Raw genomic sequence first — 18,081 nt, 5'->3', positions numbered from 1 at the left:
CATGATTGCAACCAGTGCAGACGGTGCGGTGACCACCATCGAGCTCGATCGTCCCGACAAGCGCAACGCACTCAACGACGAGCTCCTCGACGCGCTCGCCTCGGCGTTCGAGGCGGCGTTGGACTCCGGAGCCCGCGCCATCGTGCTGACCGGTCGTGGCAGCGTGTTCTCCGCCGGTGCGGACCTCTCGGGCCCGGTCTACGACCCGGGCTTCCTCGATCATCTGGTGGGCACTCTACAGAAGATCGAATCGACGCCGGTACCGGTCATCGCCGCGGTCAACGGTCCCGCCCTCGGCGGGGGACTGCAATTGGCGATGGCTGCCGACCTGCGGGTGATGGCGCCGGACGCCATGGCCGGTATTCCGGCGGCGAAAATCGGTGTGGCGGTGGATGAGTGGACCATCCGTCGACTGGTGTCGCTGGTCGGTGCCGGCCAGGCCCGTGGGATGCTGATCGGCTGCGATCCGCTCTCGGCCGACCGCGCCCACGCCCTCGGATTCGCCAACCGCATCGGCGATCTCACCGACGCGCAGCACTGGGCGGCGATAATCGCCGAACTCGCGCCGCTGACACTGCAGCACTACAAGCTGGTGCTCAACGGAGACGGTGCGCGTGCGGCCGCACCCGCGGAACGCCACGAGGCGATGCTACGGGCCTGGAACAGTGCCGACATGGCCGAGGGACGCGCGGCCCGATCCGAGAAGCGCAAGCCGGTCTTCACCGGAAAGTAATTCGGACACAGAGGTATTCGGGTTTCCCCACGTCGGGCGCGTGTAACGCGACCGATACGTGAGTGATCGCTGGGAGAAACATGGCCACCCTAGGTTGGCGGAATCCATGTCCGATTGGGCGTCCGTCCACCAAGGAGTACGTGTGTCCCCAGAACCCCACCATCACCACGGCGTCGAGGAGTTCACCGCCGAGATCGGTGAGATCGAGAACGCCGAGCACGGCATCATCGCCACCGGTGCCGCCGCCGCGGCCGCTCGCGAGTCCCTGGAGGACTACACCCTGCGTTTCGCGCCCCGCAGCTACCGCAAATGGGGCCCGGGCGTGGTCGCGATCTCCGCACTCGGCGGTATCGCCTATCTCGCCGACTTCGCCATCGGCGCCAACATCGGTATCGCCAACGGCACCGGAAATGCGTTGTGGGGCATCCTGTTCTTCGCCGTAGTGATCGTGCTCACCGGCTATCCGCTGGCCTACTACGCCGCGCGCTACAACATCGACCTCGACCTGATCACCCGCGGCAGCGGCTTCGGCTACTACGGTTCGGTGCTGACCAACGTGATCTTCGCGTCGTTCACGTTCATCTTCTTCGCGCTCGAGGGTTCGATCATGGCCCAGGGCCTCAAACTCGGCCTGCACATCCCGTTGTGGCTGGGCTATCTCGCATCGTCGGTGCTGATCATTCCGCTGGTCATCTACGGCATGAACACCCTGGCCAAGCTGCAGGTGTGGACCACCCCGCTGTGGCTGATCATGATGGTCGCCCCGTTCCTGTACCTGGTGATCAGCCACCCCGAGGCCGTCGGGCAGTTCCTGGCCTTCAGTGGTGGTACCGATGCGAACAATCAGGCCGGACACGGTGTCTCGTTTGCCGGCACCATGCTGGCCGCCGGTGTGTGTCTGTCGTTGATCGCGCAGATCGCCGAGCAGATCGACTACCTGCGTTTCATGCCACCGAGGACCCCGGAGAACAAGCGCAAGTGGTGGACCGCGGTGCTGACCGCCGGCCCCGGTTGGGTGTTCTTCGGTGCCATCAAGCAGGTCGTCGGTCTGTTCCTGGCCGTCTACATCATCATGCATTTCGCCGAGCAGGCCGGCGTCGCCAACGAGCCGGTGCATCAGTTCCTGGCGATCTACGACGACTTCATGCCCTACTGGCTGGCGCTGACCCTGGCCGTCATCCTGGTGGTCATCAGTCAGGTCAAGATCAACGTGACCAACGCCTATTCCGGCTCGCTGGCCTGGACCAACAGCTTCACCCGTGTCACCAAGACCTACCCGGGCCGCTTGGTCTTCCTGATCTTCAACGTCGCCATCGCGATCGTGCTGATGGAGGCCGACATGTTCAGCTTCCTTAACGAGCTGCTGAACTTCTACGCCAACTGCGGTATCGCCTGGATCGTGGCCGTCGCCTCCGACATCGCCATCAACAAGTACCTGCTGAAGATCTCGCCGAAGGAGCCGGAGTTCCGCCGCGGCATGCTCTACAACATCAACCCGGTCGGTTTCGTGTCGGTCATCGTGGCGGCCGGTGCGTCGATCCTGGTGTACTTCCACGCCTTCGGTGACAGCATTCAGCCGTACTCACCGCTGGTCGCGTTGATCCTCGCGCTGGTGCTCCCGCCGATCCTGGCGGTGGCCACCAAGGGCAAGTACTACCTGCGCCGCACCGACGACGGCATCGACATCCCGATGTACGACGAGCACGGCAACCCGACCGACGAGCGTCTGCTGTGCTGCGTCACCGGAATCGAATTCGAGCGTCCCGACATGATCGCATCCGCGGTTCCGGGACCGAACGGGGAGAAGCAGTACATCTCCTCGCTGGCACTGTCGTGCGACAAGAGCGGCAAACACGTTCTGCCGGCTCAGGATTCGTCGACGATGACCTCCGATATCTCCGTCGACACCGATTCACCGTCGGTGGATGGGTCCACGACGGCGGACAAGAGCGACGCCTGAGGCGTCATGCCGTGCGGCGATGAGTTGCGCGGCGATCGAGACCGCGACCTCGGTGGGCGTGTGCCCGCCGAGGTCGAGTCCGAGTGGGGACCGTAAGCGTCCCAACTGTTCTGCCGTCACGCCCGCCTGCCGCAGGCGGGTGGTGCGGTCGGCGACGGTCCGGCGGGAGCCGAGCGCACCGACGAACCCGATGTCCGAACCCAGCGCCACGCGCAGCGTGGGCACGTCGAACTTCGCCTCGTGGGTCATCACGCACACCACGGTGCTCTCATCGACGCCGCCGTGAGCGATCTGGGCCGACAGGTACCGGTCCGGCCACTCGATCACCACCTCGTGGGCCGCGGGAAACCGTGCGGCGGTGGCGAAGACGGCGCGCGCATCGACGACCGTCACGTGGTAGCCGAGGTCGGCACCCAGCGCACTGAGTGCACGGACGAAGTCGTTGGCGCCCACCAGGATCAGCCGCGCCGGCGGTGCGAAGGTCTGCACAAAGGTGCGTGGCCGGGAGCCGGCCTGGCCCGGGTCATCGCAGTCGTCGACGCCGATGATGCCGCTGCGCCCGGTGGCCAGCAGGTCGTCGACGTCGTGATCCAGGCGCAGCCATGGGCCCTGTCCCGGGCGGGACGCCAGATGCCAACGGGGTGTGGCGGTCAGCGTTGTGGCCCAGGCCAGTGGGGCCCCGGCGTCGGCGGCGGCACGGATTCGGCGCAGGTCGTCGAGGCGATCACCATCGAGTCGTTCGATGAACACCTCGACCTCGCCGCCGCAGGTCAGGCCGACGGCGATGCCGTCGGGGTCGGCGTATCCGAATCGTTCGACGACCGCGCATCCGGTGCTCAGCACGTCCGCCGCCGATTCGATGACCGCCGATTCCACACACCCTCCCGACAGCGACCCGATGACCTCGTCGTCGGCGGTGACGACCATGGCCGTGCCGGCCAGGCGGGGTGCCGAACCGGTGGTCGCGACCACCCGTGCCAGCGCTACCGGTGAGTGCTCGAGGCGCTCGATCAGGGTGGGCAGGACATCACGCATGCGTCCAGTCTGAGCGTGCCCTCGCGGCTTCGCCAGTTCGGCGACCGAACTCAGCCGCCCAGAACCCGCTCGAGATACGGATTGGTGAACACCCGAAGCGGGTCGAATCGCTCTCGCACGGCGATGAATTCATCGAATCGGGGATATACCGACCGCAGATACCCCGCGTCGCGGGTGTGCATCTTGCCCCAGTGCGGCCGACCGCCGTGGGCGACCATGATGGCCTCCACGTCGGCGAAGTACGCCGCCGAGTCGGCCGCGTCGTCGCCGTGATAGCGGTGCACCGCGATGTAGCCGCTCGCCCGCCCCGACGCCGTGGACAGCATCAGGTCATCGGCGGCGGCCGCGCGCACCTCGATGGGGAAACTGACCCGATATCCGGTGCGCTCGATCATCGTCCGCACCTCCCGCAGCGCATCCGGGACCGCCTCGAGAGGCAGGGCGTACTCCATCTCGCGGAACCGGACCGTGCGTGAGGAGATGAACACCTTGTCGCTGCGGTCGGTGAAGGTGCGCGCCGACAGCACCCGCCCGGACACCTGGCTCAGGGTCGGTACCACCGCGGGCACCCGCGCACCCATGGCGCACATCACCCGAAATGCGCCGTTGGACAACAGTTCGTCGTCGATGTACCGACGCATCGACCCGGCGCCGGATCGTTCGACCTGCCCGTGGAGTCGGGTGTTGCTCTTGGCCAGCGTGCAGCGGGTGTGCGGAAACCAGTAGAACTCGTGATGATCCTGGGAGGCAACACGATCGAGGAAACCGTCGATCGCGTCGTCGACATCGAGGGGATACTCCTGCGCGCGGATGGAGAAGGCGGGGACGCACTGCAGGGTGAGTTCGACGACGATGCCCAGCGCGCCCAGGCCGAGGGCGACGGCGCCCAGTTCGGGATCCGCGGCATCGACCGTGATCACCTCACCGCTGCCGGCAACCAGTGTGGCGGAGACGATCTGAGTGCTGATCCCGCCGAAGCGGCCGCCGGTTCCGTGCGTACCGGTGGAGGTCGCCCCGGAAATGGTCTGGCGGTCCACGTCGCCGAGGTTGGCCATCGCCAGTCCGTGATCGGCGAGGAGCCCGTGGAGCTCGTGCAGATGGGTTCCGGCCCGCAGGGTCACCCGGCGGGTCTCGGTGTCGACGGCGACGAGCCCACGCATCCCCGACATGTCCAGCTGCATACCGGGGGCAAGCGCCACCGGCGAGAAACTGTGCCCGGCGCCAACGGCTTTCACCGTCGAGCCCTCATCGGCGGCGCGGGCGACGAGCGCGGCGACCTCATCGACGCCGGTGGGTCGCTGCACCGACGACGGCACGCACTCCACGGTGCCGCCCCAGTTGCGCCAGGTGGCGGGAGCGTGTGCAGAGCCGCGCGTATCCGACCTCGTCACAGAAAGCACTTCCCTTCTCCGCGGTAGGTGGGGACCACGGCGTCGACGGTGGCGGTGCCCGATGCGTCTCGGGTGATCATCGCGACCCGGGCAGATCGTTCGCAGATCTCGCCGGACTTGGTGTGCCGGAACCAGACCCGATCACCGATGGTCAGTGCCGAGGTGCCGGGTCCGTGCAGCGGGGTCTGCACCTCGCCGGCCGCTTCGGTGCCCACGTACTCCAGTGCGGTGGGCCACACCGGCCGGGGCAGACGGTCCGGACCGGGCGGGCCGGAGGCGATCCAGCCACCCCCGGCACATGTCACGAAGCCGGGGGCGGGGACCCGCACGACGTCGAGGCCGAAGGCCATCGCCGGCGCCGGATGAAAATGCCGGTAGGTGTCAAACAGATGCCCGCCGAACACCCCACTGCCGGCAGCGATGTCGGTGATCGACTGATCGCGTGCGGTGGCCTCCAACGATCCGGTGCCGCCGGCATTGACGATCTCCAGGTCGGCGACGTCGCGCAGCGCGGCGACGACCCGGCCACGGCGACGCCGGATCTCGGCCATCGACGCCCGCTGCATCGCCCGGACGATCCGATTTGTGAGGGGTTTGCCGTCGACCGCATTGCCCACACCGGCGACCTGCGCCTCGTACGACATCACCCCGACCAGATCGAAGCCGGGCCGCTCGGCGATGTGACGACCGAGGGCCAGTGCCTCGTCGAGGTCATGAATCGGCGAGCGGCGCACCCCGATGTGGATGCGTCGGCCCAGTCGCAGCGACGCGTCGAGGTCGACGGCCACCCGCACCGGGGGCCGGGTGCCGGGTGCGGCGACGGCGTCGATCGCGTCGAGGTGTGACACCGAGTCGACCAGGACGGTGACCCGCGTGGTGGCGACGTCGTCGGCGAGGAATCCCGCGAGGGCTTCCCGGCGCAGCGTCGGATATCCCATCAGGACGTCATCGATCCCGGATTCGGTTGCCAGCCACCGTGCTTCGTCGATGTCGTAGGCGAGGACGCCGGCGAATCCGGGGCGACCGACGATGTCGGCGATGACCGACCGGACCCGCAGCGACTTGCTCGCCAACCGGATCGGGACACCACCGGCGCGGCGCAGCAGATCGGCCACATTGTGTTCGAGGGCCGCGACGTCGATCGCGATCACCGGGCTGTCGAGGCCGGCGGCGTCGACAGCGCCGGAGAAACCCTCCCAGTAGGCGGCCGGATCACGCCGCCACAACCCGGGCTGCTCCGGACCCATCTCAGTCGGCGACGGCATAGGCCATTGTCTGTCGCACCAGGTAGTCCATCAGGGTGCCGACGACGGCATCGTCGGCGGTGCTCAGGTAGATGAGGGTGATCGAGATGAGCGACCCGACCATCACCGGGGCGATCTCACTGGTGGGGTGGGACCAGCGGATTCCCGCCTGCCGCGCGGAATGGGCGAGCCCCTCGGCGGCGACCGCGTACAGGGTTTCGTACATCCGTTTGCCGTCGCGTTGCAGTTCGGGGTGATTGTGCGCGTAGATCCCCAGCGAGATGGTCGCCTGCAGGCGACCAGGGTCGGCCTTGAGCATCGAGTAGAACGCGTCGAGCTGGGCGCGCATGGTGGTTTCCATCAACGCGAGCGTCGACCCGCTGCCGACGTCACCGGTGGACTGGATGATCCGCAACATCTGGCCGATGTCGGTGGGGACCGCGGTCTCCATCACCGCGCACAACAGTGCGGTGCGGGACTCGAAGGCGTAGTGGAAACTCGCCAACGGCATGTCGGCGTGTGCGCAGATCCGGCGGGTCGTCGCACCCTCGACGCCGTGGTCGGCGATCACGCGATAGGCGGCCTCGACGAGCGCTGCGCGCCGCTCGGTCACCGACATCCGTGCCAACGTGGTGTTCGCTTCCTTGCTCGCATGCGTACCGGCGGGATCGTCGGTGAGTGCAGGCCAGAATATTAGCAAGCGGGGGCCTCGGGCGCCTCGGTGTGTCGCCTTCAGGGGACCGCACGAGGAGATGTCCTACGCTGGTTCTCGTGACGACGCCCATCGAATGGATTCCGGCGGACGCGCTCGGACGAGCGGTGAGCTCCGCTGGTGCTCTCGGTGTCCGTGCGGTCGGTGCCGCCGTCGGTGGGCTCGCGTCGGCCGGTTTTGCCTCGGCCCGCGCCATCGGTGCCGATCCGGACAGTATCCGGCCCCTGGTGGTCGCCTCACCCAACTTCAACGGCACCGCCTTCACCAACCTCGAACCGCCGACCGCGGGAGTGGCGCCGGATTGGAGGTCGATGGTCGATATGGCCCGCCGACCGGGTCGCCCCGGAGCCGAGATCCGGGTCGAGCGACCGGTCTTCGCCGACGAACCGCGGACGCTGGCCGCGACCTGGCTCGGACATGCCTCGGTCCTCGTCGAGGTCGACGGCATGCGTGTCCTCACAGATCCGGTGTTCTCCAAGCGGTGCTCGCCGAGCCAGGCGGTCGGACCGGCCCGCATGCACCCGTCTCCGGTCACCGTCGCGGATCTGCCCGCCCTCGACGTTGTCCTGATCAGTCACGACCATTACGACCACCTCGACATGGCCACCGTCGTCGGGATCGCCGCCGCACAGCCCGACGCGGTGTTCGTCGCGCCGCTCGGGGTGGCCGCGCACTTGCACGCCTGGGGCATCTCCCACGACCGTATCCGGCAGGCCGACCTGTGGGGCTCCGTCACCCTGACCGGCCGCACCGGCACCACGGTGCGTTTCGTCTGCGGACCGGCTCGGCATTTCTCCGGCCGCATGTTCACCCGCGACCTCACCCAGTGGGCGAGTTGGGCGATCGTCGGACCCACCCACCGCGTCTTCTTCTCCGGCGACACCGGCTTCACCGAACGGTTCGCCGACCTCGGCGACCGGCTCGGTCCCTTCGATCTCACCCTGATCGCCGTCGGTGCCTACGATCCGTTGTGGCCGGACGTGCACGTCGATCCCGAGGAGGCCGTCGCCATCCACCGGATGGTGTCCGGATCGGCCGGCGCCGACGCGGTGATGTTGCCGATCCACTGGGGAACCTTCTCCCTCGCCCGGCATGCGTGGGCCGACCCGATCGTGCGGCTGCTGCCCGCCGCCGGCCGGAACGCGACGACGGTGATGGTGCCCCAGCCGGGTGGCTCGATCGATCTGACCCACCGCCAGGGCACCGGACTCACCGACCCGCAGTGGTGGGAGCGCTCCGCGTGAAGCCGACGAAAACCGCGCCCGGCGACCGGGCGCACATCGGTGGGCTGTCCGCCGACGAGGTCGCCCAGCGCGTCGCGGCCGGTCAGGTCAACACCATGCCGGACCGATCCGGCCGCAGCGTCGGCGACATCGTCCGCGCCAACGTGTTCACCCGCATCAACGCGATCCTCGGGGTGCTGTTCGCCCTCGTCGCGGCCACCGGCTCGTTCATCAACGGACTGTTCGGGCTGCTCATCGTCGCCAACAGCGGAATCGGCATCATCCAGGAGATCCGCGCCAAACGCACCCTCGACCGTCTCGCCATCGTCGGGCAGACCCACCCGAAGGTGCGCCGCGACGGGGTGGTCGCCGAACTCGTTCCCGGTGAGGTGGTGCTCGACGACATCATCGAGGTCGGCGCGGGTGATCAGATCGTCGTCGACGGTGAGGTGGTCGAATCCCTCGCCCTCGACGTCGACGAATCCCTGCTCACCGGTGAGGCCGACGCGATCGACAAGTCGCCCGGCGACAAGATCCTCTCCGGCAGTTTCGTCGTCTCCGGGTCCGGTGCCTACCGGGCCACCAAGGTGGGCGCCGACGCGTACGCCGCGCAACTCGCCGCGGAGGCGTCGAAGTTCACCTTGGTGTCCTCCGAACTGCGATCCGGCATCGACCAGATCCTCAAGGTGATCACCTGGCTGCTGATCCCGGCCGGCATCCTGACCATCGTCAATCAGGTGTTCATCAGCCAGAATGGTTGGCGGGCCTCGCTTCTCGGCATGGTGGCCGCGCTCGTCCCGATGGTGCCCGAGGGTCTGGTGCTGATGACCTCCATCGCCTTCGCGGTCGGCGTGGTGCGACTGGGCCGACGCCAATGCCTGGTCAACGAACTCCCCGCGATCGAGGGTCTGGCCCGCGTCAACGTGGTCTGCGCGGACAAGACCGGCACCCTCACCGAGAACGGGATGCGGCTGTCGGAGGTGCGGGGACTGCCGGATGACGCCGACAATGCCGACGAGGAGGCTTCGGACACCTCCCGCGCCGAGCAGGTGCTCGCAGCGCTGGCCGCCACCGACCGCAGTCCCAACGCCAGCGTGGCGGCGCTCGCCGAGGCCTACCCCAGCGCACCCGACTGGCAGCTGAGTGCGATCGAACCGTTCACCTCCGCCAAGAAGTGGAGCGGGATGTCGTTCGTCGACGCCACCGGCGCCGATCGGGGCAACTGGATTCTCGGTGCCCCCGACGTGCTGCTCGATCCCGACAGTGCCCCGGCCCGGCAGGCCTCCGAGATCGGTGAGTCGGGACTGCGGGTGCTGCTGCTCGGCCACACCGACGTCCCCGTCGACACCACCCCCGCCGACGGCGCGAACGTCCCGGGCACCCTGGTCCCGACGGCGCTGGTGGTCCTCGAACAGCGGGTGCGCGACGACGCCCGCGACACCCTCGACTACTTCGCCTCCCAGCACGTCGACGTCAAGGTCATCTCCGGCGACAATGCCCGTTCGGTGGGAGCCGTTGCCCAGTCCCTCGGCCTCGGATCACCGGACGCCGCCGTCGACGCGCGGACCCTGCCCACCGACATCGACGCGCTGGCCGACGTCGTCGAGAACGGGGTGATCTTCGGGCGGGTGCGCCCCGACCAGAAGCGGGCGATGGTCGCCGCGCTGCAGTCGCGTGACGACACCGTGGCGATGACCGGTGACGGCGTCAACGACGTCCTCGCGCTCAAGGATGCCGACATCGGGGTGGCGATGGGATCGGGTAGCTCGGCGGCCCGGTCAGTGGCACAGATCGTGTTGCTGGACAACAAGTTCGCCACCCTGCCCTACGTGGTGGGTGAGGGTCGCCGGGTGATCGGCAACATCGAGCGGGTCTCCAACCTGTTCCTCACCAAGACGGTGTACGCGGTGCTGCTCGCCTTGTTCGTCGGCGTCGCCGGACTGGCCGGCAAGATCTTCGGCTTCGATTCGCTCAGCTATCCGTTCCAGCCCATCCACGTCACCATCTCGGCGTGGTTCACCATCGGCATTCCCGCGTTCATCCTCTCGCTCGCCCCCAACAACGAGCGGGCCCGCACCGGTTTCGTCAAACGTGTTTTGCGGCAAGCGGTTCCGAACGGCATTATCGTTGGGCTGTGTGCCTTCATCACCTACGTGATCGTCAATCCCGGCGGTAAGGGCGTGACGCTGGGCGGTGACGGCGTCGATCTCCCTCCGGCGCAGACCCAGGCCGCCACCGCGACGTTGATCTGTCTCATCGCGGTCGCGCTCTACGTGCTGGCCGTCGTCGCGCGCCCCTATACCTGGTGGAAGCTGCTGCTGCTCGCGGTGTCGGTGGGCGCCTACGTGATCATCTTCGCCTGGCCGTGGACGCAGACCATGTTCAAACTCGACTCCTCGAACTGGCAGATGAACAGTGTGGCGTTCATCGCCGCGGCGGTCGGCATCGTCTGCGTGGAGATCGTGTCGCGGGTCATGCCCCGAATCATCGTGTCCGATGGCGGCGGACACCATCACGACCTACACTCGGTGGCCGCCGTGCACGACTCGACGATCAAGGAGTGATCTGATGGATCTCAAGGGACTGGTCGACAAGGCCAAGGCCGCACTCAGGGGAAACCCGAGCCTGATCGACAAGGGTGGCGACGCCATTGACAAGGCGACCGGCGGAAAGTACGCATCGCAAGTCGACAAGGCGCAGGACGCCGCCCGCAAGGCCGTCGGCGCCCCGGATGCCCCCAAGCCTGCCGATGCCCCGAAGCCTGCCGATCCGAACACCTCGGGCGAGCAGCCGAAGTAGCCCGCTCACTGCGCCCGCGGATGTCGGCGATAGGCCGACACCGTCGGATCGTCGGCGATCCAGAATCGCCACGCGACATCGGCGGCGCGGCGGACCCCCACACGGGGTCCGCTGTGCAGCCGCGCCGCGGAGACCGGCTGCGCAGGAAACCGCAGCGCGACCGGCTCCGGGCCACCCAGATCGGCACCGAGGTCGGCGGCGGTGATACCCAGTGCGCGGGCCAGATTGCCCGGCCCGCGGGCCAGGGCGGCATCGGCGACGCCACCCCGACGTTCCCGCGCCACGTCGAACCCGGCGATCACCTCTCCCGCGCGCACGAGCACGGCCGACGCCTCCCCGTCAGGGCCGGTCACCACATTCGCGCAGTGATGACCGTGGATGCGGTAGACATACAGCCGTCCGGCCGGCCCATACATGATCTCCGATCGGGGAGTCCGCACGTACGCGTGTGACGCCGGATCCCGTGGTCCCGCATACGCCTCGACCTCGGTGATCCGGACGGTGACACCGTGACCGACCAGCAGCGCATCCAGCAAGGACATCGCGACGACGTCGACCGGCGCCGTGGTGAGGGTGAGGCCCGGGTGCACGTGATCGCCTCGGACTGACTCTCCAGTAGGCTTTCGCACCATGGCCAAAACGAGTGACTCCATCGAGGTCGAGCTGTCACCGGAGGATACCTGGATCGCCGCGTCGGACCTGTCGCGGTTCGACGAGTGGCTGATCCTGCACGACGGCTGGCGCAGCGCCCTGCCTGCCCCGCACGAACTGCGCAAGGGCACCGCGGTGAGCTCCGTCGTCAAGGTCAAGGGCACGCGGGTGCGTTTCGACTGGGTGATCGACCGGTTCGTCGAGGGCAAGGAGGTGCGGCTCAAGGGTTCCGGCAAGGGCGGGGTGAAGTCCACCCTCGACCTCGCGATCGCCTCGACTGCGACGGGGTCGACCATCACCTTCACCGTCGAACTCGGTGGGCTGCCGTTGCTGGGCCCGATAGGCAAGGCCACCGCGATGGCGGTGTCCGGTGATCTGCACAAGTCACTGGACCGATTCCGCGAGGTGTTCGCCTGAGCGTCCCGCTACACTCAGCGGGCGATTTCCACATCCTCAGGGGGATATGACGTATGGGCCGGCACAGTTCGGAATCCGCTGACTCCGATTCGGGTGAGAACTCGACCGGTCCTCGCCGGCGGGTCGATCCGCCTCCCGTCACCGGGCCGACCCCTGCGGCGAAGCCGGGCGACTCGTTCGGCTTCGACCATCGTGAGGTGAAGTCCTCCCATCGGGGCGCATGGCTGTGGGGGCTGGGTGCGCTCGTGGTGATCGCGGCGCTGGTGGCGGGTGTGATCATCTGGCGCACCGTCGGCTCGTCGGAATGCGATGACCGGCAACGTGTCACGGTCGCCGCGGATCCGACGATCGCCGCCTCGCTGCGGGAAGCCGCCGCCACGGTCTCGGCGCAGGGCTGCTACGACTACACCGTCAACGCGGTGTCCGGTGCCGACGCCCCGGGTGTGCTGACCAGTGGTGATCAACGCCCCGACCTGTGGGTGCCGGATTCGCAGACCCAGGCCCGCCGGGTGTCCACGCAGGTGCGCCAGGATCTGAACCTGACCTCCGAGTCGCTGGTGTCCACCCCGACGGTCGTCGTCGGCAAGAAACTCCCGGAGCTGACCGGCTGGCAGCAGGTGATGACGCTGCCGGATCTGCGCACCGGCAGCCCGATCGTCACCAGCACGGGTGACGCGCCGATCGTCGGGGCCCTCGCCGAGGTGGATGCCGGCAAGCTGACCCAACCGGAACTGGTCAACGCCATGACCACATTGGCGGTGCAGCAGAACAATTTTCGCACGGTCAACGACAGCGAGGGTATGCGACTGAACCTCGCGAACACCTCCGACGTGCCGGTGGTGACCACCGAACAGCAGTACATTCTGTTCATGCGGACGCATCAGGGGTCGGACCTGAAATTCGCGATCCCGTCCGACGGCACCGTCCTCCTCGACTACCCGCTGGTCAACATCGCCCCCACCGCACGCGGTGCCGCGGCCGACGCCGCGGGCAAGGAGTTGGCGTCGGCGATCGCCGGAAGCGCCGGGGAACCGTTGGCTCAGGCCGGTTTCCGTGAGCCGGGCGGACGGGCTGCGCCCGGGGAACACCCGTACGGCACCGGTCAGCCGGTGACGGTGCTGACGCTGCGTGACCCGGCCGCCGTCGACAAGGCGCTGCGGCAATGGCAGGTGCTCGGCGTGCCGATCCGGACACTCGTCGTCCAGGACGTGTCCGGCTCGATGGAGGAATCGGCCGGATCCGGTTCCTCGACGCGGGCCGAGTTGCTCACCGAGGCGTCGCTGACCGGGCTCACCCTCTTCCCGAATAACGCCATGATCGGTGGGTGGGCGTTCTCGGTCGACCGTGGACCCGACGGCCAGGACTGGGAACAGCTCGCGGCCATCAAACGGCTCGACGCCCCCGCCGACAACGGACGCACGCACCGTGACGTGCTCGCCGCCGCGGTGAAGGCGGGTCTGGCGCCGGACAACCTCGGCGGCGGCACCGGCCTGTACGACACCACGCTCGCCGCGTTCAAGCAGGTCCAGGACACCTACGACCCGAACTACTCCAACAGCGTCATCATCATGACCGACGGACAGAACGACGACCGCGACAGCATCAGCCTCGACGACTTGCTCTCGCAGCTCAAGGAGCTCGAGGACCCGGCCCGGCCGGTGCTGATCCTGACCATCGCCATCAGCGACGACGCCGACACCGACGCGCTCAAGCAGATCGCCGACGCCACCGGGGGTACCACCTATGTGGCGACCACCGCGGACGACATCAGGTCGGTCTTCGTCAACGCCATCGCCGCGCGGGTGGAGGCGGCCGGACGGTGAGGCCGGGCCGGGGAGATTGCTGCGAGCTTTCTTAGGATCAGCTAAAAATATCTCCTCGGGGGAGGCGAAGCGGGTCCGTTTTCTCCAAAATGGGGAGCCATGACCCCAGCAATCCGGACCATGGTCCGCAAAGATGAGATCCTCACCATGACCCGCGCGGCGGGCGTGGTGGCCGCGGTCGCCGCCGTCGGACTGGCGACGGCCGCCTGCGGCAGTGACGACAGCTCCGCCTCCGACACCACCACCACCGGCGCGGCGGCCTCGGAGGCGGCGGGCGCATCGGGCACCGCATCGGACCCGGGCGCCACAACGGGGGAGTATCGCAACGGCACCTACACCGCCACCGGTCACTACACCACTCCCGGTGGTGAGCAGCAGATCGGCGTGACGGTCACCCTCGACGATTCCACGATCACCGCCGTCGAGCTCGATCGCAGTCAGACCCGGGGTACCTCCGCGGAATTCCAGCAGAAGTTCGCCAGCGGGATCGACGCCGAGGTGGTCGGCAAGAACATCGACGACCTCGACGTCAGCAAGGTTTCCGGATCGTCGCTCACCTCGGGTGGCTTCAACGATGCCATCGCCCAGATCAAGACCCAAGCCGCCGGCTGAGTGCGAGTGGGCGTTCGAGGCGCTCGGAACCCGCTGGGAGATCACCACCGACGTTCCCCTCGACGCCCACCGCCGCGACCTCGTCGTCGCCGAACTCGACCGCATCGACCGGTACTGGTCACGGTTCCGCGCCGACTCCACCGTTGCCGAGATGGCGCGGACACCCGGCCGATACGCCGTCGCCGCCGAGGACCGGGCGCTGCTGGACTTCTATCGGGAGCTCTACACGGTCACCGGGGGCTCGGTGACCCCGCTGGTCGGGCAGATCCTCGACGATGCCGGATACGACGCGCAGTACTCCCTCACCCCGGCGGCGACGGTGTCCGCGGCTCCGGAGTGGGATGACGTGATCGGTTGGAATGGAACATATCTCGACGTTCTCACTCCCGCCGTGGTGGACGTCGGCGCGGCCGGCAAGGGATTCGCGGTGGACCGGGTGGCGGCCATCGTCGCCGACGAGCTCGATCGCTACATCGTCGACGCCGGCGGGGACATGGTGATCTCGCCGCGCGACGAACCGGTGCGGATCGCCCTCGAGCATCCCCTCGACCCGACCAAGGCGATCGGTGTGGTCGCATTGTCCGGTGGTGCGCTGTGCGGTTCGGCGTCGAATCGTCGGACGTGGGCGGACTGGCACCACATCGTCGATCCCCGTACCGCCCGGCCCGTCGACGATGTGCTCGCCACCTGGGTCTACGGCCCGGATGCGATGACCGCCGACGGCCTGGCCACGGCGCTGTTCTTCACCGCGGCACGGCGATTGGTGGGTTGCGGCGGGCCGGCCATCCCTGTTCCGGCCGCTGCCACGCTCAGCGTGGGCAGCGATATCGCGGGATTCCGGTTGGAGCGCAATGACATCCCCACCCACATCCCGCAGCACGTGACCATTCGCAGCAACGGAACCGTCGACCACACCATGATCCCCGGATTGGAGCTCTACCTGTGACCCGCCTGACGCCCCGATGGCTCACGGTGCACCGTGCGGTGCTGCTGGCCTTGCTCGCCCTGGCCGCCGCGGCGTTCGTCGTCGGAGCCGTCGACGACGACTTCGCCTATACGCCACCAGAACTGGCGTCGACGCTGATGATCTCGCTGGTGGTCAGCGGAGTGGTGACCTACCTGTGTGCGGCCATCGTGCGCGTGCCGCCGAACGCGGATTCGTGGGCGATCACCGGGCTCATCCTGTTCTTCCTGATGCCCGGGGTCACCGACACCGCGTCCGCGGTGTCGGTGGTGATAGCCGCGGCGGCGGCCGCGATCAGCAAGTACGTCCTCGTCTGGCGACGGCGGCTGATCATCAACCCGGCGGTCGCCGGGGCCGTGGTGTCTTACGCCGTCGCCTACACGGGCGCGAGTCTCGGTGGGGTGCCGCTGAGTTCACCGTTCTGGTGGATCGCCGCCGAACCGCTGTTCTGGCCGATGGTGATCATCGGAGCGATGCTGGTGACAGTGCTCCGCGAATGGTGGCTCGTCGGGGTTTTCCTGGTGGCGACGCTGGCCACCGTCGGGGTGCTGGAGGCGACGCAGGGCGGTCAGGACCTGCAGTTCGTGTTCGTCTCCGCACCGACCCTGTTCCTCGCCGCGATCATGTTGCCCGAGCCGCTCACCGCGCCGACCACCCGAATCCATCGCGCAGTGTGCGCGATCATCGTTGCGGTCCTGATGAATTGGCAGCAGACCTTCGAGATCACCGACTCCTACACCCTGGAGTTCGTGCCGCAGATCGCGCTCGCGGTGGGCTGCGTCTATGCCTTCGTGGTGCGGCTGCTCGCCCAGCGTGGTGCGGGGCGGGTGCGCCTGGACACCACCGTCGAGCCGATCGCGGCGAACACCTACCGGGTACGCGCACAGGCGTCGTCGCCGTTGGCGTTCCGGCCCGGCCAGTGGGCGATGCTCAGTGCCCCGCGCTGGTCGGCGCCACTGTGGCACCGCACGCGCCGGGTGTTCTCCTACGCCTCGGCGCCGGGGGAGAACCCGGGCGAGTTCGCCTTCACGGTGGCCTCCACGTCGATGTCGTCGTTCAAGTCGGAGCTCATCGAGGCCGGCGGCGGTCGGCTCCACCTCGACGCCACCGGCGGTGATTTCGTGCTCCCACGCCGGCTCGGTGCCCACCCGACGGTGTTGCTGGCCTCCGGTATCGGTATCACGCCGTATCGGGCGATGCTGCGGAGCCTGACCGCGGGCGAGGCCCGGGATCTGTCGTGGCTGACCGTCATCCACGTCGTCAGCGTCGCCGAACGATCCGTCTACGACGACGACCTCGCCGTCATCCGCGCGGCCGGTGCAAGGGTGGAGGTCTCACCCGCGGTGGAGCTGACGACGGGGATCACCGAGCCGGGGCGTCTGGCCGATCTCGTCGGACCGGCGTTGTCGTCGGGCGACGCGCACTATCTCCTGTCGGGCAATCCCCAGTTCGTCGACCGCACCGCGGCCGCCATCCGGCGCGCCGACCCGTCGACGCGGTGGAAGCTCTGGCGCATCCACACCGATGCCTTTCTGGGGTACTGAGTTTCCGGATGCGGAGAACGGCGATGCGATTCACTCCGGTTGTGGCGCAATGCGATGCAGCACCGTGAGCACCTGATCGACGATCGGTGAGTCGGCATCGGCCCGGGCGGCCACCAGATCGATGGCGGCGTGCGGGACGAGGTCGGCGTAGCGGGCACCGGCGATGTCGAGAGCGGCGGTCGGTGCGGGCACGATGGCCACGCCCAGCCCGGCGGCGACCAGGGTGACCAGCGTCGAGGTCTCGGCCACCTCGTGCCGGATGCGCGGCACGATGCCGGCGTCGGCGAAGAGCCCCGCGATCACCGAGTTCATCACCGACCGGCCGTGCCCGGCATGTGCGATGAGGTCATCGTCGGCAAGGTCGGCGAGGGTGAGCGCATCGCGGTCGGCGAGCCGATGGCTGTCGGGGAGTGCGACGATCAGGCGATCGGAGCGGATCGGCTCGATCACCATGTCCGGCTCGGTGATCGGCGGACGGAGCAGCGCGAGGTCGATGCGCGCGTCGCGCAACGCGGTGAGCAGATCCGGCGCCAGCATCTCGCCGCGCACGCTGACCTCGACGCCGGGGAGTTCGTCGCGCAGTGCACGGACGAGACGTGGGAGCAGCGAGTACGTCGCCGACCCCACGCAACCGATGGTCAGATGGCCCTCGAGGCCGTCGGCGACGCGACGGGCCTGATCACCGGCCGCGTCGACGGCCTCGAGGATCGCGACCACCCGGGGAAGGTAGGCCGCGCCGGCCGGGGTCAGTTCCACCCGGCGGGTGGAACGGATGAGCAGGTCCACCCCGAGCTCGTCCTCGAGCCGGCGGATCTGCTGCGACAGCGGGGGCTGTGCGATGTGCAGCCGTGCGGCGGCGCGCCCGAAGTGCAGTTCCTCCGCGACGGCACGGAAGTAGCGCAGGTGACGAAGCTCCATGAGCTGCAAGAATACCCTCATTGAGACTCTGTGCATATCAATGCCTGTGAAATGG

Annotated in this window: 16 protein-coding genes; 10 read left to right on the top strand and 6 right to left on the bottom strand. The window is 68.1% G+C overall.

Annotated elements, in window-relative coordinates:
* Position 1: 1 nt before the first annotated feature.
* Together ACWETB_RS02670 and ACWETB_RS02665 are read left to right on the top strand one after the other, a co-directional pair.
* Positions 2 to 733: an enoyl-CoA hydratase gene (locus ACWETB_RS02670; protein WP_452209100.1), complete on the top strand. Its 732-nt coding sequence runs from the start codon at positions 2 to 4 to the stop codon at positions 731 to 733.
* Between the two features lie 202 nt (positions 734 to 935).
* Positions 936 to 2,693, top strand: coding sequence for a purine-cytosine permease family protein (locus ACWETB_RS02665; RefSeq protein ID WP_452209215.1), 1,758 nt, complete (start codon positions 936 to 938; stop codon positions 2,691 to 2,693).
* On the opposite strand, the gene ACWETB_RS02660 is transcribed toward ACWETB_RS02665, so the two are convergent.
* From ACWETB_RS02660 to ACWETB_RS02645, 4 genes are read right to left on the bottom strand one after another with little or no spacing between them, the layout of a single operon-like run.
* A complete protein-coding gene (locus ACWETB_RS02660) occupies positions 2,646 to 3,728 on the bottom strand; it encodes an XdhC family protein (RefSeq protein WP_452209098.1) in 1,083 nt (360 codons plus the stop codon). The genes ACWETB_RS02665 and ACWETB_RS02660 overlap by 48 nt on opposite strands.
* 50 nt (positions 3,729 to 3,778) lie before the next feature.
* Positions 3,779 to 5,119, bottom strand: coding sequence for a D-arabinono-1,4-lactone oxidase (locus ACWETB_RS02655; protein WP_452209096.1), 1,341 nt, complete (start codon positions 5,117 to 5,119; stop codon positions 3,779 to 3,781).
* Positions 5,116 to 6,384 carry an alanine racemase gene (locus ACWETB_RS02650; RefSeq protein ID WP_452209094.1) on the bottom strand — a complete coding sequence of 423 codons (1,269 nt, stop codon included), beginning with the start codon at positions 6,382 to 6,384 and terminating at the stop codon, positions 5,116 to 5,118. The genes ACWETB_RS02655 and ACWETB_RS02650 overlap by 4 nt, the downstream gene beginning before the upstream one ends.
* On the bottom strand, positions 6,368 to 6,982 hold the full coding sequence (locus tag ACWETB_RS02645) for a TetR/AcrR family transcriptional regulator (protein ID WP_449742419.1): 615 nt from the start codon (positions 6,980 to 6,982) through the stop codon (positions 6,368 to 6,370). The genes ACWETB_RS02650 and ACWETB_RS02645 overlap by 17 nt, the downstream gene beginning before the upstream one ends.
* A gap of 152 nt (positions 6,983 to 7,134) precedes the next feature.
* On the opposite strand from ACWETB_RS02645, the gene ACWETB_RS02640 reads away from it, so the two are divergent.
* From ACWETB_RS02640 to ACWETB_RS02630, 3 genes are read left to right on the top strand one after another with little or no spacing between them, the layout of a single operon-like run.
* Complete coding sequence (locus ACWETB_RS02640) at positions 7,135 to 8,319, top strand: MBL fold metallo-hydrolase (protein WP_449741950.1); 1,185 nt, start codon at positions 7,135 to 7,137, stop codon at positions 8,317 to 8,319.
* Positions 8,316 to 10,862 carry an HAD-IC family P-type ATPase gene (locus tag ACWETB_RS02635; RefSeq protein WP_452209092.1) on the top strand — a complete coding sequence of 849 codons (2,547 nt, stop codon included), beginning with the start codon at positions 8,316 to 8,318 and terminating at the stop codon, positions 10,860 to 10,862. The genes ACWETB_RS02640 and ACWETB_RS02635 overlap by 4 nt, the downstream gene beginning before the upstream one ends.
* Before the next feature lie 4 nt (positions 10,863 to 10,866).
* Positions 10,867 to 11,097 (top strand): antitoxin, encoded by a 231-nt coding sequence (locus ACWETB_RS02630; RefSeq protein ID WP_449741948.1) that lies wholly within the window; start codon positions 10,867 to 10,869, stop codon positions 11,095 to 11,097.
* Between the two features lie 5 nt (positions 11,098 to 11,102).
* On the opposite strand, the gene ACWETB_RS02625 is transcribed toward ACWETB_RS02630, so the two are convergent.
* Complete coding sequence (locus ACWETB_RS02625; RefSeq protein ID WP_348803133.1) at positions 11,103 to 11,750, bottom strand: DNA-3-methyladenine glycosylase; 648 nt, start codon at positions 11,748 to 11,750, stop codon at positions 11,103 to 11,105.
* Here ACWETB_RS02625 and ACWETB_RS02620 point away from each other — a divergent pair.
* From ACWETB_RS02620 to ACWETB_RS02600, 5 genes are all read left to right on the top strand, one after another.
* Entirely contained in the window at positions 11,728 to 12,165 is a 438-nt protein-coding gene (locus tag ACWETB_RS02620; protein WP_449741947.1) for a type II toxin-antitoxin system Rv0910 family toxin, read from the top strand. The two genes, ACWETB_RS02625 and ACWETB_RS02620, sit on opposite strands and share 23 nt — an antisense overlap.
* Before the next feature lie 53 nt (positions 12,166 to 12,218).
* Positions 12,219 to 13,988, top strand: coding sequence for a VWA domain-containing protein (locus ACWETB_RS02615; RefSeq protein ID WP_452209089.1), 1,770 nt, complete (start codon positions 12,219 to 12,221; stop codon positions 13,986 to 13,988).
* Between the two features lie 99 nt (positions 13,989 to 14,087).
* Positions 14,088 to 14,600 (top strand): FMN-binding protein, encoded by a 513-nt coding sequence (locus tag ACWETB_RS02610; protein WP_348810065.1) that lies wholly within the window; start codon positions 14,088 to 14,090, stop codon positions 14,598 to 14,600.
* Complete coding sequence (locus ACWETB_RS02605) at positions 14,563 to 15,546, top strand: FAD:protein FMN transferase (protein WP_452209087.1); 984 nt, start codon at positions 14,563 to 14,565, stop codon at positions 15,544 to 15,546. The genes ACWETB_RS02610 and ACWETB_RS02605 overlap by 38 nt, the downstream gene beginning before the upstream one ends.
* On the top strand, positions 15,543 to 17,108 hold the full coding sequence (locus ACWETB_RS02600) for an FAD-dependent oxidoreductase (RefSeq protein ID WP_449741945.1): 1,566 nt from the start codon (positions 15,543 to 15,545) through the stop codon (positions 17,106 to 17,108). The genes ACWETB_RS02605 and ACWETB_RS02600 overlap by 4 nt, the downstream gene beginning before the upstream one ends.
* Before the next feature lie 30 nt (positions 17,109 to 17,138).
* Here ACWETB_RS02600 and ACWETB_RS02595 read toward each other — a convergent pair whose 3' ends face one another.
* Positions 17,139 to 18,026, bottom strand: coding sequence for a LysR family transcriptional regulator (locus ACWETB_RS02595; protein WP_449741944.1), 888 nt, complete (start codon positions 18,024 to 18,026; stop codon positions 17,139 to 17,141).
* Positions 18,027 to 18,081 lie beyond the last annotated feature (55 nt).

It is taken from the genome of Gordonia sp. NPDC003950 (genome assembly GCF_053605205.1).
The sequence above is the reverse complement of the archived record's forward strand: the minus strand, read 5'-3'. Positions and strand labels throughout refer to the sequence as shown.

What these genes read in the sequence shown, in the direction of transcription:
- ACWETB_RS02670 (WP_452209100.1), top strand. Translation starts at nt 2, where the DNA reads ATGATTGCAACCAGTGCAGACGGTGCGGTGACCACCATCGAGCTCGAT.
- ACWETB_RS02660 (WP_452209098.1), bottom strand. Translation starts at nt 3,728, where the DNA reads ATGCGTGATGTCCTGCCCACCCTGATCGAGCGCCTCGAGCACTCACCG.
- ACWETB_RS02650 (WP_452209094.1), bottom strand. Translation starts at nt 6,384, where the DNA reads ATGCCGTCGCCGACTGAGATGGGTCCGGAGCAGCCCGGGTTGTGGCGG.
- ACWETB_RS02645 (WP_449742419.1), bottom strand. Translation starts at nt 6,982, where the DNA reads ATGTCGGTGACCGAGCGGCGCGCAGCGCTCGTCGAGGCCGCCTATCGC.
- ACWETB_RS02630 (WP_449741948.1), top strand. Translation starts at nt 10,867, where the DNA reads ATGGATCTCAAGGGACTGGTCGACAAGGCCAAGGCCGCACTCAGGGGA.
- ACWETB_RS02620 (WP_449741947.1), top strand. Translation starts at nt 11,728, where the DNA reads ATGGCCAAAACGAGTGACTCCATCGAGGTCGAGCTGTCACCGGAGGAT.
- ACWETB_RS02625 (WP_348803133.1), bottom strand. Translation starts at nt 11,750, where the DNA reads ATGGAGTCACTCGTTTTGGCCATGGTGCGAAAGCCTACTGGAGAGTCA.
- ACWETB_RS02615 (WP_452209089.1), top strand. Translation starts at nt 12,219, where the DNA reads ATGGGCCGGCACAGTTCGGAATCCGCTGACTCCGATTCGGGTGAGAAC.
- ACWETB_RS02610 (WP_348810065.1), top strand. Translation starts at nt 14,088, where the DNA reads ATGACCCCAGCAATCCGGACCATGGTCCGCAAAGATGAGATCCTCACC.
- ACWETB_RS02605 (WP_452209087.1), top strand. Translation starts at nt 14,563, where the DNA reads ATGCCATCGCCCAGATCAAGACCCAAGCCGCCGGCTGAGTGCGAGTGG.
- ACWETB_RS02595 (WP_449741944.1), bottom strand. Translation starts at nt 18,026, where the DNA reads ATGGAGCTTCGTCACCTGCGCTACTTCCGTGCCGTCGCGGAGGAACTG.